The following is a 16,516-nucleotide window of genomic DNA, read 5'->3' on the forward strand; positions in this document are numbered from 1 at the left end:
CGTGTAATGTTGGTCTACATGTGGTCGCAATACGAGGTTGAGATCCATATCCCGCCGTTACCAGATATGGATCTGTCAATGTATGAAGAATGGAGAGTATTGTTATTCTTTTGCCCAGTTCAGGGAGCGCTCTACGGCGCGTTTCCAGTTGGTGTACAGGCTTTCGCGCTGGTCCTGGCTCATCTTCGGCTCGAAGGTGCGGTCGATCGACCAGAGCCGGCTGAGCTCCTGCTGATCCTGCCAGAATTTGACGGCCAGGCCCGCCAGGTAGGCCGCGCCCAGCGCCGTGGTCTCGGCGATCTCTGGTCGCTGCACCGGGATGCCCAGGATGTCGGCCTGGAACTGCATCAGGAGGTTGTTGACGACGGCGCCACCGTCGACGCGCAGTGTGCTGGCGGTGATGTTGCTATCGGCGCTCATCGCCTCCAGCACCTCGCGGGTCTGGTAACACATGCTCTCGATGGCGGCGCGGGCGATATGCCCGATCATCGTGCCACGCGTCAGCCCGACGATGATCCCACGGGCGTATGGGTCCCAGTGGGGGGCGCCCAGGCCCACAAAGGCCGGCACCATGTAGACGCCACCATTATCCTCGACGGTGAGCGCCAGGCTCTCGACCTCGACGCTGGAACGGATGGCCTTCAGGCCGTCGCGCAGCCATTGCACGGCGGCGCCAGTTACGAAGATGCTGCCCTCAAGCGCGTAGGTGAGCTTCGGCTTCTCTTTGCTGCCCAATCCCCAGGCGATGGTGGTGAGCAGGCCATGCTGTGAGGCGATGCCTTTGTCACCGGTATTCATCAGCATGAAGCAGCCGGTGCCGTAGGTGTTCTTGGCCATGCCGACCTGGTAGCAGACCTGGCCGAAGGTGGCGGCCTGCTGGTCCCCGGCGATGCCTGAGATGGGGATCGGCTTGCCGAAGAACTCGGCGGCCGTCTCGCCGTAAATCGCGCTGGAGGGCATGACCTGTGGCAGCATCGAACGCGGGATGTCAAGTTCCTGCAGGATCACGTCATCCCATTTGCCGTCGTAGATATTGAAGAGGAGCGTACGAGAGGCGTTGGTATAGTCGGTGACATGGACCCGTCCCTTTGTCAGGCGCCAGATGAGGAAGGTATCGACGGTGCCGAAGAGCAGCGCGCCCCGCTCGGCCTTCTCGCGCGCCCCCTCGACGTTATCCAGAATCCACTTCACCTTGGTCCCCGAGAAGTAGGCGTCGGTCACCAGGCCGGTGCGCTCGCGGATCACCGTGTCGAAGCCCTTTGCCGTCAGGGCATCGCAGATGGGGACCGTCAGCCGGCTCTGCCAGACTATGGCGTTAAAGACCGGCTTGCCAGTTGATTTCTCCCAGACGATGGCCGTCTCACGCTGATTGGTAATGCCGATCCCAACCACATCTGAAGCGGAGGCCCCGGCCTTCTTCAAGACATCCTGCGCCACCTTGAGCTGGCTGGACCAGATGTCCTCTGGATTGTGCTCAACCAGGCCCGGCGCCGGATAGATCTGCGGAAATTCCTGCTGCGCTACACTGACGATGTTACCCTGATGATTGAAGAGGATTGCTCGTGAACTGGTGGTGCCCTGATCCAAACTTAACACAAAGTGAGCCATTGAAAAACTCCTCCTCCTAAAACGTTGTACTACAGTGTCAACGCCCGGTAGTGTCACTACAAGTAGCACGTAAGGCATGCCAATTTGTTTCTGAACTGGCTTGTAGTGCCCGCAAATGCTGGTTATCCTGCGTCCTCACAGGCCTGTAAGTTGGAAGGTTTTTGCTCAAAATGAAGCCGAGAAATAATTGGGATTGTGTTTGAAATTCCCCACCCGATGATCTATCGCCTCTTCTGTACCGCCTCCTTTGTCATACGGCAGCAGAACATAATGGCGTTGCTATATTATTTTTTATGCAACACTAGTATACCATATCAAGATGCCATAAAGGATAGCTTTATAATGCGCTGGACATAATCCAAAATTTTACATAAACACAACGCAAGAAAAAGAGAAAAAATGTTGGCAGAACACGATCATGTTCCCGTAGGCGGCATAGGATTGCGGCCTTCTCGATATGCGAGCATGCCGCTCAGGCAGCAATCCGGCCTCGTGCATGCCGCTCTGTTGACGTACGAAATGTTGGATTACACATGATTATAGGATCGCTTTACTCGCTTTTTAGGAACAATATCGTACGTGAACGGGTGCGGCATGCACAAGGCCGGATTGCTGCTTTTTGTGCATTCTGCGTGTCAATCCGGCCGCAATCCTATGCCGCCTACGGGGACATGATCGTGTTTCTTGTTGCCCACGCTAAAATTGAACGTATTGGCCGCGAGGGCTGAACCTTCGGGTGCACTCGGGGTTTCTTGTTGCCTTATCTCCATGCCTATGAGGAATATACCAGGCAAAGAAAAGTAAGAAAATAAGTTGCAAAAATTGACGTACTTCTGATCGGACAGCTTTCATTGCCTGGCTTCTATGATGTGTGTATATAATAAGCAAAACGAAAGAGAGAGTTTTGATAAACAGGTATGCTGTGACGTCGCCCGGAGCAGTCACAATCTCTGGGAGCGTCGCAGAGAGCTTTATAGCCAATGTAAAGGGAGTATGTGCATGTCTATTTTTGCTCAGCGGGTGGAGACCTTCGGCACCACTATTTTCACAGAGATCAATGTACTGGCGCAGCAATACAATGCTTTGAACCTGGGGCAGGGGAAGCCCGATTTTGATACGCCGGCCGATATCGTGGCGGAACTGGTGAAGGCGGCGCAGTCGGGCCAGCTGAATCAATACGCGCCTGGACCAGGGGTGGCCTCCCTGCGCCATGCGGTGGCCAATCACGCGGCGCGCTTTTATGGGCTGGACATCGATCCAGATCAGGGAGTGATCGTGACGGCAGGGGCGACCGAGGGCCTGCTCTCCTGCGTGTTAGGGCTGGTCAATCCTGGCGATGAAGTGATCGTCATCGAGCCATTTTACGACTCGTATGTCCCCAACATCCTGATGGCCGGGGCCACGCCGGTCTTTGTGCCGCTGCACCCGCCGACCTGGACCTTTGATCCTGCTGAGCTGCGCGCCGCATTCTCAGCCAGGACGCGGGTCCTGATCCTCAATTCGCCGCATAATCCCACCGGTCGCGTCTTTACGCGCGAGGAGCTGTCGCTGATCGCTGATCTATGCATCGAGCATGACGTAATCGTGATCAATGATGAGGTCTATGAGCACCTGACACTCGGGGATGCCCGCTACATCCCCATCGCCACGCTGCCCGGCATGTTTGAGCGCACCGTCACCGTCAGTAGTTCTGGCAAGACCTTCAGCGCCACCGGCTGGAAGATCGGCTGGGCCTATGGGCATCCCGCCGTATTGGAAGGCGTGGCCAGGGCGCACCAGTTCACCATCTTCGCCGTCCACCATCCCACCCAGGAGGCGGTCGCCTACGCGCTCAACCAGTCCGATCAATACTATGACGAGTTCCGCAGCATGTATGAGGGCAAGATGCGGCTGCTGATGGATGCGCTGGATGGCTCCGGTCTCAAGTACCGCGCGCCCGAGGGCACCTACTTTATCATGGCCGACTTCTCCGACGTGTTTAAAGGGATGCCGCGCGATTTTACGCACCACCTGATCAAAGAGATCGGCGTGGCCTGCATCCCGCCCGAGAGCATGTATAGCCGCGATCATGTCCACATCGGCCGCGACTATGTGCGCTTCTCCTTCTGCAAGAGCGATGAGGCGCTGCTGCAGGCCAAAAAACTGCTGGGCAAGCTGCGGGCCTGAGCCGGTGTCACCGTCTTCAGGAAGAATAATTCTGTCTATCCTGGTCGGGAAAACGGGAGACGAAGCCCTCGCGCCAGGCAAAGACAGCGGCCTGGGTGCGATCCAGCAGATGGAGCTTGCTAAGGATATTGCTAACATGGCTCTTCACGGTTTTCTCGCTGATCACGAGCCGACGCGCGATCTCTCCGTTGGGCAGGCCAGCGGCAATGAGGTTTAGCACTTCTCGCTCACGTTCACTTAGCTGGGCATAATGCTCGCGGTCAGGCGCGGGGAGGCTGGCTAGCTCCTGGGCGATGCGCGCGGCCACATGGGGATGCATCACCGCCTCACCGCTGGCCGCCTTGCGGATCGCGCTGGCCAGTTCGGGCAAGAGGACATCTTTGAGCAGATACGAGAGCGCGCCCGCGCGGATAGCCGGGAAGATATGTTCATCGTCGTGATAAGAGGTGAGCACGATGACCTGCGAGCGGGGGCTCTGCTGCTTCAGGCGGCGCGTGGCCTCGATACCATCCATGCCCGGCATGACGAGGTCCATCAGCACGACATCGGGCGCGAGATCCGCGACCACGAGCACGGCCTCCCCGCCGGAGCCGACGCTGCCAACTACCGCGAAGCCGGGTTGCGTCTCCAAAAAGGCACGCGCCCCCTCGCGCACCAGGGCGTGATCATCGACCAGCAGGATGGTAATCAATTCGCTCATACGACTTCTCGCTTTCTCTTGTCTGTCAGACCCTGCGTGTCTTCGCCAGGCGGAATACATCCTGTTACAATCGTCTCTCCGGGAGCGCTTTTGATCAGCAGGGTCCCTCCTAACGCCTCTACGCGGGCGCGCATATTGGCGAGCCCATGCCCATCGCCAGCGGTCTGCGCGGCCAGAAAGCCCTTGCCGTTATCCGCGACACGCAGGCATACCTGGTCGCATCCCTGCTCTAAGTGAACCCTGGCCTGGCTGGCCTGACTATGGCGCGCGACGTTCGCCAGAGCCTCCTGAACCACGCGGAAAAGCGCCTCCTCAACCTCGGGACGCAGCGCTGACCCCTCTGACCCGATTGGTAGATCTGAAGCCTCAAACTCGCATCCAATCCCGGTCTGCGACGACCACTGGTGAACGTAATCGCGCAGTGCCGCCTGCAAGTGTTGCCCGATCAAGGCCACCGGGCGTAACTGCTGAAGGATGGCCGTCAACTCCTGACGAATCTGGTCGGCCAGCTCACCCGCCCTCTGAAGTTGTCCACGGGCTAGCAACGGATCGTCCGGGAGACGAGATTGGGCCGTGCCGATCAACAGCGTCAGCGCGAATGCCTGCTGCTTGACGGAATCGTGCAGGTCGCGCGCGACCCGCTGTCGTTCCTCGACCTGTGCCAGCTGCTGCCGCGTTGCCAGCAGATTCTCGATCTGGCGTGCCATCTGATTGAGATCCCGGCTGAGCTGACCAAGTTCATCTGATGCATGATCCAGCACATGAACCTGGAAGTCGCCCTCGCTCCACGCGTGTGCCGCCACCGTGATCCGCTGCAAACGTCCCGTAATCCGCCGAGCTATGCCGATACCAAAGAGCGTGCCGATAATGCTAAAGACGAGCAGGAGCAGCAGCGCGTAAAACAGCAGTCTGGGGAGGCCATTGCCAGTGTATGAACCGCTTCCTGGTAGCCAGGCGGAGAGCTTGTCTAAGATGCCCGTCGTCTGCGGATCGCTGCGCAGGCCGCGCACGCATACGAAGAGCACCCCGCTCACGCTCTGATGTGTATCAAACAACGGGACCGCCGCCAGCGTCTGCCCATCGGGCAACGTAGTGACAAGATCCGCCTGATTCTGTGGATCGGCAAAGGCCGCACGGATCACCTGCTGGGAGGCGGGTCCGTTGATATGCATTTTCTGAAGAAAGAAAGCCAGGCTGGATGGGTCGATGGCTGCATCGTGAGATGGAAGAGAGGGATCTGAACCAGCTATGCGTCCCGCATGATCAAGGATCGCGAGCGCGAGTATCTCTGAGGCATTGAGCTGTGGTACCTGCGGACCCGTTCCCTGTTTCACTGGACGTTGATTTAGCACGAAATTGATGGCCCAGGCGTTGAGCCTGGTGCGCGCCGTCGCGTTCTGGCTATCGAGCGAACGGGGCACCAGCGGCACCACTTCATGAGTCAGTAGCCGCACCAGTCTCTGCGCTGGAGTTGGCGCAGGGGTGAGCGCCACCAGCGCCAGGCCCGCGCCCGATAGAATTGGTATGGCAATCACGATGACCAGGAGATATGAGAGGGATAGTTGCCACTGTAATTTGTGGAATGGTCGAAACAGGCGATGCATACGCTTCTCTCTTCCTTCGCTGCTCTAAATCATGCTGTAAGAGTATTATGCTCAGATCGTGCTCCCAGCGCAAGTGCCAGGCCCGGGTCTTACGCCTAATACTTTCAACTTTAGCGAGTGGAAAAAGGCATATGACCACAGTACGTGCGGGGCTTGCCCCCGCTTGCTTGTCTCCCAAAATGAAAGGTTCCTTGAATGCGACCAGGTACGGTTGAACGCGATGCATCGCATCATGTTGGTTGCTTTTTCGAGCAGCGAGGAAGCAAGCGAGGGCAAGCCCCGCACGTACTGTGGTCTTTTCTCGTTTTGCAGGATCTTACATTGAATGTATTGGGCCTTGCGCACGAATCTCTTCGCGCTCGCTAGTGTTTAAACCAGTCCGTGAACTCTGTATCCATAAAGGTGGTTGAACCGGTGTCGCGTTTCAGGTTCTCCTGAACGTCTTGTGGCGTGATGCAGCCCATACTGAGCCAGCGGCTGTTGGCCGTATGTAGCGCCTGGATCTCGACGTTGTGCAACTGCGCCGCGGTCAGACCCTGCTCTGTGGCGATCTGCGCGATGGTCTTGCCCGCCAGGACGCGCGCCTGCACCTGGGCAACGTTCAGGTGCAGGTTCGCCGCCATCTGCTGCTGTATGACATTGACCGGCTCGCGCGCCCCTGTACAGCCCTGCGGTTGCTTTCCTGACTGAGCAGAGCTGGCAGGAGCTGTGCTGGCGGCCGTAGAAGTATTGGCCTCCAGCGGCGAGTTCAGCTGCCAGATGAGCGCTCCCACGCCTCCCAGGAGCAGCAGGCACCCGCAGAGGATGAACAGGAACGCTCCTACGCCATTTTTGCCATGATGTTCTGGCCGTTTAGACAGCAGAGTACGCCCGAAGCCGCTTTGTGGCGCATTATTGTCAGAAACAGTGTTGGGATCATTCATTGCTGAGTACCTCTTCTTCCTTACTCATAGCGTAGCGCTTCCGCCGGATATACCTGCGCGGCGCGGCGGGCTGGCAAGATGGTACAGATGAGGGCTATCAGGAAAGCAGCGAGTACGATGCCCGCGACCGGACCCAGGGGAAGCGGAAAATCCTGATAGGTCGCACGAGCGATCTGGTAAGCGAGGAACAGGGCCAGCGCCGCGCCCACCAGCAGCCCGATCGCAATTACAAAGCAGGTTTCCAGCAGAAACGCACGCCAGACCAGCGAACGGGAGAAGCCCAGTGCGCGCAGCATGCCGATCTGCTGGCGTCGCTCCACGACCGCGCGGCTGGTAATCACACTGATGGCCAGCGCGCCAAAGAGCAGGCCCAGCGCCAGGTCGCTCCCCAGCAGCAGCGTAAAGATCTGCGTGACCCCGTTAAGGCTTCCCCGGTCAAGCGACTGGATGGCGATGCCCCGGCTGGCAGCGTCCAGAAAGGTATTCAGGTGCTGCGCCGCCTGCGCCTCGCTCACGCCCGGCCGAAGACGGAACAGGTAGGTGCTGAGAAAGTCGATGTACGGCGGTGAAGCTATCTTCCGCGCGCTATCAAGGGAGAGCAGGACACGCCAGGCGGCGTTGGCAGGCATCAACCCGATGACGGTAGCCGGATGATAGTGGGCCGTGGACGCTGAACTATCGGGAATCTCTACGGTAAACGGCGTGAAGCCAGAACTGGCTGGCAGGCCCGCTATACTTGCGTCATACTGGAGCACGACATCTCCTGGATGACTGCGCACCGCGTCCCATACCTGCCGGTCGGAGCTAAAGTCTCGCGCCCGCGCATACAGTGGTAACGTTGAGCTCGCCAGAAATCCCTCATCAGCGACCTGCGGCGGTGTATTCAGTGGATAAATTAGCGTTCCACCATTCAGGTTCAGACGGAGCGGCTGAACCTGACCGCTTTGAGGATAATTGTACATCAGGCGTATCAGGCCCACAGACGCGAAATCCTGTCCAGGTGCGTGATGGCTCTGCAGCGCCTGTAACTGTCCCGATAAAGCGGGATAGCGGGCCAGCTGTGAACCAAAGGTTGTGGCTTGCAGCTGAAAGCCGCCGGAACTGCTGGCCGATTCCGCTTCCTGGATCGCTCCCAGGTTGGTGGTGACCAGCAGTAGCACCAGAAACATAATCAGACCAAGCAGCGTAACCGTGATCCCTGTGCGAGAACGGAACGTCAGCGGATAGGCCAGGCCGACGCGGCTGATCGGCGCGATTACCGGCACCCGCCGCAGTCCTGCTGAGAGCAGCGTTGCCAGCAGATCGAGATTGCTGATCACCAGGATGACCGCGCCCAGCACAGGCAGCAGCATGTTCAGCAGCAGTTCCAGGGCCGATGGGGTGCCCGCGAAGGCAACTACAGGTTGGAAGAGGGCAAGAAAGGCGTTCCCCTGGAATATCCCCAGGGCCAGCCAGCTCCCTCCCAGAAGCGTAAGGCCCAGGCGACGCGTGATCAAGACTGGTATCCGTGCTAGCGAGAGGAGCCAGCCACACAGCAATGCGCCCCCACCGGTCAACAGCATCTCACCGGTCAGGTGTAGCCAGCCGGAGATGGCAGGTCCGGCGCAGACAAGCAGAGCAGCCCCGATCAGCAGACCGAGCAGCCCACGTGCGCAAAGTCCCCACAGCAATGCGCCAAGCGTCTCAATCACGCGCTCAAAACGCCGCGCGGGTGATTCCTTTTCCTGCTCTTTCGAAGGCGCGGGAGACCAGAGCGCCCGCAAGAGCTCGGGGAATGATGGGGATGTCTGCGCTGGCTGATCCAGGTCGCGCATGGCGGCGACGATATTGGTCCGACTGATCCAGATCGCCACTATCAGGACTGTTGCCACGGTGACGAGGACGCCAAGGCACCAGGAGGTGAGCAGGCTCTGCCAGCTTATCCATAGATGCAGCGCGCCTGATTGCAGTACAGGGACGGGTACGCTGTTCGCCGCCACACCGACGCCCAGCCTGGGGAGGGCCGCGAACAGTGCCAGTTCCAGCGCCGTCACGCCGATGCCCATCAGGATGCCTGGGAGGGCCGCCACCATCCCATAGCCACAGCCCTCGAAGAGCAGCTGCTGCACGAGATGTGAGCGATACAGGCCCAGGGCGCGGCTCATCCCCAGTTCCGCGCGCCGTTCAGCGGCTAGCAAAATGACCAGCAGGGCAAGCAGCAGCATGCCAGTGCCGACTAGCAAACAGGTGAACAGAGGCGGCAGCCAGGTGAATTGCTGACCGACAGGCGAAAGGAACACGATCTTATTCACCGCCAGCGTCTGCGTCTCCTGGACGACCTCTGGCTTGAGCGGATGTATTCTGAAGGCGTCGAAACTGGTTTGACCAAGCGCGTGCGGAATATCGAGACGGGCAGAGGCGCCGGGAAATACCTGCCGCAAAAAATCCACCACCGCCTGGCTATGCGCCGATGCGATATTTCTGATACTGATGGTGTTGGGCGGCTCAGGATCGATCTGCTGGGCCGCTGCCAGGGGCAGCATAATTTGCGCCGTCGTGGGCGTGATCGCCTCTCCTGCCGTGACCCCAATGTCATTGGAGAGCAGCGCGCGCACCGTGACCGTCACCCTTTTGTCTCCGAATGTAAGCTGCACACGGTCGCCAACCCTGGTAGCAAGTCCTTGCGCGAGCGAGGCGCTTATCAGGGCCTCTCCGGATTGGAGATCCGCTACCTGGACCTCCTGCCCCTGCACATTGGTGAGTGGGCCATAGACCTGATTGAAGTCGGGAGGAAGGGCATAAAAATCGACGTCATGAACCGCGAACCCTGTACGCAGCGAGGTCACGGTCGGGCTCTGCGGATAGATGCCGAGCGCGCTGGCCGCCTGTACCTGTGGAAAGGCCCGGATGCGGGCCAGCCCACCATCAAGCTGATCTTGCGTAAACGGACCGGTTACGCTCTCATCGACCAGGCCCATGTGGGTGATCCTCTGCTCCGTCGCGGAACTGCTAAAGCTGTCCTGCAGGCCGAACGAGGCGGTAATAACCGTCGTAGCCAGAGCCAGCCCACAGAGCAGCAGCAGCGTTTTGCCCGGTCTGCGCACCGTATTACGCATCCCCATGCGCAGGAGGAGTGGATTGCTCAATGCCAATCCCAACAACACGAATACCATCCCTCCTGTCACCGCAGCCAGGGTCAGGGCCAGCACCGTTGGAGAGATCGCTGGAAAAAGGCTCAGGCTCATCGCATGCCTCCATTTTCTGGCACCTGTGGAGAAAGGGACTGCCGCGCTGCCGTTTGCAGGGAATCATGCTCGATCAGGCCGTCACGCATCGTGATGAGACGCTGGGCCTGCCGTGCCACTTCTGGAGCGTGTGTGACCCAGACAAAGGTCAGGCCATGTTCGCGGTTGAGCCTCAGCATCAGATCGATAATCTCCTGGCTGGTGATGCTATCCAGTGCGCCGGTTGGTTCATCGGCCCACACCAGTGCTGGCGCGGTCGCCAGGGCGCGGGCGATGGCGAAGCGCTGGCGCTGTCCACCACTCATCTCGGCGGGCCGATGCCGCGCCCACCTGGTTAATCCCACCCACTCAATACTTGCCTGTGCGCGTGCCCTGGCCTCTCTGGCCCTCACCCCGCTAACCAGCAGGGGCAGTTCTACATTCTCCAACCCGCTCAGGACCGGGAGCAGGTTATAGGTTTGAAAGATAAAGCCCATTTCCCGGGCCCGAAAAGCGGTCAACTCCCTATCCGAGAGGCTGCGAATATCGCGCCCGGCGATCCTGATCAATCCCGAAGTCACCGCGTCCAGGCCGCTCAGGCAATTGAGCAAGGTCGTCTTGCCGCATCCGCTCGGACCCATAATCGCGACGACTTCGCCACGCGCTATCCGCAGATCTACCCCTTTCAACGCCTGCACATGCAGGGCTCCGGTGGTAAACTCCTTGCGAATAGCTATGGCCTCAATCATGATCTCATCCTCAGAAAGACGCAGTGGTGCTGGAGAAAGATGTTGCATATGTAGAGCGTACTCCTTTGCGAACCATAGTCTAAGAACCCCGTGAACATCTATGTTTTTCTGGTTCACCTGGAGTATGCCTGAGGAAATCACCCCCGTCATCGGTCGCGAGAAGGATTCCGCGCTCCGCCCGGAGGCGGTGTTGTGATTACGGCGATTAGTTGAAGTATTGAGCGTCGAATAAGCTGGAAGCACTAAAGCACATTCAGCCTGCTCAAGTTCTACTTTGTGTATTTTGCTAAAAAGGCAGGAGTGGTTCTCTAAAGCTGAGTGGTGCATTGATAATTTATCTGAGCTGTTAATATCTTATTATAATTTAATATCCTTTAGTAGTACCATATTGCTCGATTACAAAATTATATGCTACAATCAGGAAAGTATATGCAAATATACTTTGAGTATTTGAGCAGTCGTATTAGCAGGTCACATATTAATTAGAGAAAAGCAAATCACAGGCGATAGGGGTTCCAGTGACAAAGAATGAGGAGACACCAGGATTAGCTGCATTATAGCAGCGAAAAACCATATTTTCCTACTTTCCTGGAGTTATCTTCTTACAAATACGACTTTACCCAAAAATAAGCAGACGCATTTAAGTCCATTCCATACGATAAGGGAAAATAGTTAAAGAAATGATATACCGTCTTGACCTGAGAACCTTACTACTTATGCTTGGACAAAGTACGGGCAGTCTGCGTGCCGAATTTTCACATGTGCCCGGGATAAAAGATCGCTGCCATATTTTTCTACAACTTGAGGAAGGATCTATTAGAGCCTGTTCAGTGAAAGATAGATGGGGCAAGGAGATCGTCTCTGGAGAAGCAGCAGTTAAACTGGTACAGAATCAAGTGCTTGAATGGAACTTTACAGAAACTCAGCTACCAGGGAGAGCACAGAATGTACCGTCTCGCTCTCGTGTACCGGCATCATCATCACCCATCCCTTATCGCACGTATCCAATTCTCCAACAGGATTTTATGACATGGCCTCGCTTGTATCGAGATGTCTACGCGCTAAGTGATGGCAGGTCATCTGTCAATCATATCGTCATGTTGTTAACACATGAGCAAAACGCCGAAAAAGTACTCGAAGTGTTTGTAGTCTTGCACCGTCAAGGATTGATCGCGTTTTATGGAGGGCAATAAATGGCATTAACATCTGATACCGTATCACATTTTCGGGAATGCTAGTAAAAGGGAGAGGTTTTCTGATGAGAAGATCACCACTAAATCCGCTTCCAGTGGAAGACGATATTTCTAATGAGGTTGCAGAGCTTATTGAGCTTGATCCTCGCATACATGAGCGAGATGGGATATTTAAGTTTTGGTACCATCTCACCGCACCGCCCATGCAGCCGCTAACCGCAAGCTTTGAATTACGCGAAGCTGCGCGTATGGGAAGACTCACAAGTACAGTGCTTGCGATAACTGCTGGTTCACTGATCATCCTTGCTATTCCTACTTCGCTTATTCTTCATGCGCCAGCACTCTTTATTGTTCTCTGTGTACTCCTCACTATCATTAGTTTTGCATTATTTTTAAATAGGATTGGCAAAGGCTTCACCGGCCGGTTGATGGTCGTCATAGCGATGAACATCTCGCTTGCTATCTCTATTCTTACCTGGCCGGGAGGTTTAACAACCAATACACTCCCCGTTTTTGATATCATGGTTGTAGAACCAACACTTGTAGCGTTAGCGCTCTTACCGCCCGCAAGTGTTTTTATCATAGCATTGGTTAACACAGCCTTCATAGGCCTGGTTTTCTACAAGATGCCTTATGCTCCTGATTTAATGCAAACGATGAAGGTTGATGGCTATGAAGTCGTGACACGCCCTCTCTATCTCCTTCTTTTTGTGATAGGGGTGATCTATCCCGTAATGCGCAACGTTCTACGTGCCCTTGCTCTAGGAGATAGAGCAAAAGAGATTGCTAAAGTGCAACGCTTTATGGCTAACCGCGAAGCTGCCATGGCCCGAGAAAAGCAACAACTCGATGCAGATATTCAGAAGATAGTGAATTCAGTCTCAAAGATAGCGAATGGAAGCATCCAGACTCAAATTTCACTACCCGCTGCCCAGAGCCTCTGGCCAATTGCGGGAGCACTGAATACCTTGTATGCGCGCATACGTGGTGCCCGGCAAAGTGAGCAGGAGCTCCAACACACCAGAAATGCCGCCGCCAATCTCGTCAACGCCATCCATCGGAGCAAACAAAACCGTATGCCACTTCAGCTTGAGCGGAGTGGAAACCCCATCATTGATGAAATAATTCTGGAACTGACCGTGAATCAATCATCTACACATCCCCTTTTGGAGCAGGAAGGTAAGGGGCCAGAAAGAAACCAATTCGTGCAAGGTTAACCTGTGCGATAGATACAGGCCACCATGAGTTTTTCAGCATCTTTTTAGGGTTCATAGAAGGAGATTAAAACGTGTCCAGGCTTATTTCAACGTCAGATGAATCTGTTGTACCTGGTTCCTCTTTACAGCAAGATGATAGTAATCTACCTGCAGCGTTAAGGGTTCCTACACAATCCAAATCACCTGGCTGGCAATTATTTTTAAGCCTTGCCAACCTGGTCGTTTGGATGTGTACTATTCCAACGTTCCAGATATTGTTGCCCAATCAAATCAATGCTCTTGACTCTGCCAATAAAGTAGCACTACTTGCTGGTATTTCTCTGGCCGGTGGTATCGCGGCTATTCTAGGAAATTTACTGGCCGGTGCGCTTTCTGATCGCACAACTTCTCATTTCGGTCGCCGCCGCCCCTGGATTCTCGCAGGCGCTCTTCTTTCCGCCCTCTCGCTGGTACTACTCGGGCTGGCTCCGACAATTCCAGTGGTCGCAATAGGCGTGATTCTTTTCCAGTTTTGTATCAATCTCGATATTGCTAGCCTGGCGGCCCTTGTTCCTGATCAAGTGCCACTACGTCAGCGTGCCACAGCATCTGCATTCGTTGGATTAGCGCTACCTGTAGGTTCTGTGGTTGGACTGGCGCTAATTGCTCAGGTATTCAATGGTGCACGCATATCCTATTTTATGCTGGCGGCTGTACTTGTTGTCGTCATTGTGCTCTTCGTCCTGTTTGTACGAGATGCAGTGCTGCCAAAGGATGTTATGCCAGCATTTCAGAGCAAGCAGTTTTTTGCAAGTTTCTTCCGACCCCTAAAAAGTCAAGATTTTTCTCTTACCCTGATTGGGCGCACATTTGTTATCTTTGGCTACTATACAGTTGTTGGCTATCTTCTTTATTATTTGCAGGATGTCGTCCACTATTCGCAGGCAACCCAGGGAGTAGCGCTCTTTCAAGTTCTTTCGACAGTGGTCCTCGTCGTTGCAACTATTACCAGCGGAGCGATCTCGGACCGTCTACAAAGAAGAAAGCCATTTGTGATCATCGCTTCCTGCACTATGGCCCTCGCTCTCATCATCCTCGCCTTTTTCCCACTATGGCCCCTGGTGCTCGTGGCCGCCGCCATCCTAGGATTAGGCTTTGGAATTTTTCTTTCAGGTGACCTTGCTCTACAGACGCAGGTGCTCCCAGAACGACACGATAACGGAAAGGATCTCGCGATTCTCAATACCGCAAACCTGCTCCCTCAGATCCTTGTTCCTATTGTCGTTGGTGTGGTGCTGGCTATTTTTCACAGCTACTCCGCCTTATTCCTTATCGGGGCTATTACAGCATGTGTAGGAGCTGGTGTTATTGTCCCGGTGAAATCAGTTCGATAAACGGCACCTTTGATTATCTTTATTATATAGAAGGAGTTTGCCCTTCATGGCAACTATTCGTCCTTTTCGCTTTAGTGTGGTAGCAGAAGTAGCAAAATCTCGTCACGAATGGATTACCAAAGCCCGGCGTGCGCAAGATATCGGCTATACAACCTTGTTAGTACCAGATCATTTGAGTTACGATGTTGACCCGGCTGTGAGCTTGATGGCAGTTGCAGATGCGACATCTTTACGTATCGGAAGCCATGTTTTCTGCAATGACTTTCGCCATCCTCTTATGCTGGCGCGCCAGGCGGCGAACCTCGATCTCTTTTCAGAGGGACGATTTCAATTCGGCCTTGGATGTGGTTATCTTGCGCAAGAATACCAGCAAGCGGGCATTCCTTTTGATTCGGTTAGAGATCGTATTTCACGTTTTGAAGAGGCTCTTCAGATTATTAAAGCCTATTTTCACCAGGAATATGTGGACTTTTCCGGCCAATACTACCACATGCACGAAATGAAGGCGGCAATCAAAACGGTACAAAAACCACATCCTCCCATATATGTGGGTGGTGGTGGCAAGCGTGTCTTATCGATTGCGGCGCGAGAGGCAGATATCATAGGTATTAGTGCTCGCAGTACCGCAAAAGGGCTGGACTGGACATCTGCCTTATCTGATGCCAATAAAGAAAAACTTCAATGGATACGTCAGGCAGGCGGAGAACGTTTCTCACAGCTAGAACTCAGTGCAACGATCTTTATTGTTGCTGTTACTGATCATGCTGATGCTGCGGCTCAACAGATTGGACGCCACATTGGCTTGACGGCCCAACAGACACGAGATTGTCTACATATACTCGTTGGAACAACCGAGCAGATTGTAGCGAAGCTACAAGAGAGGCGTGAGCTCTTCGGTACCTCTTGCATTGAGGTTGTAGAAGCGCATATGGAAACACTCGCGCCTGTAGTCGCAAAGCTGGCCGGAAATTAATAACGATGATCTATAATGCTACAGCCCTGGGCTGTAGCATTATAGATCATCGTTACCACTTTGCCTGGCTAGATGTAGTGGGAGGCGATGATCTCTATAAGCTGGGCCTGGTGGCTGTGGACGAAGAAGTGCCCCGCGGGGAAGATGTGCAGGTCGATTGGATAGGTGCTCTGCCGCTGCCAATCTTCCAGTTCTTCTGACTTGACCTCTTTATCTTCGCTGCCTCCCAGGACGGTGATGGGGATGTTCAGGGGCGGCTCCGGCTGGTAGTTGTAGGTTTCGTTGATAGCGAAGTCGGCGCGCAGCGTGGGCAGCAGCAGCTGCATCAGCTCGTCGTTTTGCAGGACGGCGTCCGGAGTTCCCCCCATATTTTTGAGTGATTGGATAAATTCGGCGTCCGGCAGCTGCCAGGTCTGCGTCTTCTCGCGTGGGAGCTGAGGGGCGCGATGACCCGACATAAAGAGATGGGTGGGTGTGGGCAGCTGTTGACGCCGCAGCTCTCGGGTGAGCTCGAAGCCGATCAGGGCTCCCATGCTATGGCCGAAGACCTGGAACGGCTCATGCAGATAGGGAGTGAGCGCCCGCACCAGTGGAGGTAGCAGGTCCGTTAGCTGGTTGATGGGCGCCTCACCGATGCGGGTCTCGCGACCAGGGAGCTGGATAGGGCAGACCTCCACCCCTGACGGCAGGGCCTGCTGCCAGAGGCGGTAGATGCTGGCTCCTCCACCCGCATAGGGGAAGCAGAAGAGCCTGTTTTTCGGGCGTGCCTGTTTTGACACGATCCAGGATGAACGTTGCATAGCTGGT

General features: G+C 55.4%; 12 protein-coding genes. 5 read left to right on the plus strand and 7 right to left on the minus strand.

The features are described from left to right. Nucleotides 1–102 precede the first annotated feature (102 nt). The gene (glpK, locus tag KTT_RS15890; RefSeq protein WP_126596920.1) at nt 103–1,608 is read right to left on the minus strand and encodes a glycerol kinase GlpK; all 1,506 of its coding nucleotides are present in this window, start codon (nt 1,606–1,608) and stop codon (nt 103–105) included. A gap of 999 nt (nt 1,609–2,607) precedes the next feature. Between glpK and KTT_RS15895 the strand changes: the two genes are divergently transcribed. After that, nucleotides 2,608–3,774 (plus strand): aminotransferase class I/II-fold pyridoxal phosphate-dependent enzyme, encoded by a 1,167-nt coding sequence (locus KTT_RS15895; RefSeq protein WP_218030900.1) that lies wholly within the window; start codon nt 2,608–2,610, stop codon nt 3,772–3,774. Between the two features lie 16 nt (nt 3,775–3,790). Here the strand turns inward: KTT_RS15895 and KTT_RS15900 are convergent, their stop codons facing one another. The 5 genes from KTT_RS15900 to KTT_RS15920 all read right to left on the minus strand — a co-directional run bounded on the left by KTT_RS15900 (nt 3,791) and on the right by KTT_RS15920 (nt 11,001). After that, a complete protein-coding gene (locus KTT_RS15900) occupies nt 3,791–4,474 on the minus strand; it encodes a response regulator (protein ID WP_126596922.1) in 684 nt (227 codons plus the stop codon). Then, complete coding sequence (locus KTT_RS15905; protein WP_126596923.1) at nt 4,471–6,078, minus strand: sensor histidine kinase; 1,608 nt, start codon at nt 6,076–6,078, stop codon at nt 4,471–4,473. The genes KTT_RS15900 and KTT_RS15905 overlap by 4 nt, the downstream gene beginning before the upstream one ends. A 362-nt stretch (nt 6,079–6,440) precedes the next feature. Then, nucleotides 6,441–7,001: a hypothetical protein gene (locus tag KTT_RS15910; protein WP_126596924.1), complete on the minus strand. Its 561-nt coding sequence runs from the start codon at nt 6,999–7,001 to the stop codon at nt 6,441–6,443. A gap of 20 nt (nt 7,002–7,021) precedes the next feature. Then, nucleotides 7,022–10,225 (minus strand): ABC transporter permease, encoded by a 3,204-nt coding sequence (locus tag KTT_RS15915; RefSeq protein WP_126596925.1) that lies wholly within the window; start codon nt 10,223–10,225, stop codon nt 7,022–7,024. Continuing rightward, nucleotides 10,222–11,001: an ABC transporter ATP-binding protein gene (locus KTT_RS15920; RefSeq protein ID WP_126596926.1), complete on the minus strand. Its 780-nt coding sequence runs from the start codon at nt 10,999–11,001 to the stop codon at nt 10,222–10,224. The genes KTT_RS15915 and KTT_RS15920 overlap by 4 nt, the downstream gene beginning before the upstream one ends. A gap of 632 nt (nt 11,002–11,633) precedes the next feature. Here KTT_RS15920 and KTT_RS15925 point away from each other — a divergent pair. The 4 genes from KTT_RS15925 to KTT_RS15940 all read left to right on the plus strand — a co-directional run bounded on the left by KTT_RS15925 (nt 11,634) and on the right by KTT_RS15940 (nt 15,709). Beyond that, on the plus strand, nt 11,634–12,146 hold the full coding sequence (locus KTT_RS15925; protein WP_126596927.1) for a hypothetical protein: 513 nt from the start codon (nt 11,634–11,636) through the stop codon (nt 12,144–12,146). 65 nt (nt 12,147–12,211) lie between these two features. Then, nucleotides 12,212–13,363 (plus strand): hypothetical protein, encoded by a 1,152-nt coding sequence (locus tag KTT_RS15930; RefSeq protein ID WP_126596928.1) that lies wholly within the window; start codon nt 12,212–12,214, stop codon nt 13,361–13,363. A 71-nt stretch (nt 13,364–13,434) separates the two neighbouring features. Continuing rightward, nucleotides 13,435–14,736, plus strand: a complete 1,302-nt coding sequence (locus KTT_RS15935; RefSeq protein ID WP_126596929.1) for an MFS transporter — start codon at nt 13,435–13,437, stop codon at nt 14,734–14,736. A gap of 46 nt (nt 14,737–14,782) precedes the next feature. Beyond that, nucleotides 14,783–15,709, plus strand: a complete 927-nt coding sequence (locus KTT_RS15940) for a TIGR03621 family F420-dependent LLM class oxidoreductase (protein ID WP_126596930.1) — start codon at nt 14,783–14,785, stop codon at nt 15,707–15,709. Between the two features lie 68 nt (nt 15,710–15,777). Here KTT_RS15940 and KTT_RS15945 read toward each other — a convergent pair whose 3' ends face one another. After that, nucleotides 15,778–16,509: a thioesterase II family protein gene (locus KTT_RS15945; protein WP_126596931.1), complete on the minus strand. Its 732-nt coding sequence runs from the start codon at nt 16,507–16,509 to the stop codon at nt 15,778–15,780. Nucleotides 16,510–16,516 lie beyond the last annotated feature (7 nt).

The organism is Dictyobacter aurantiacus (assembly GCF_003967515.1).
Classification (GTDB): Bacteria; Chloroflexota; Ktedonobacteria; order Ktedonobacterales; family Ktedonobacteraceae; genus Dictyobacter; species Dictyobacter aurantiacus.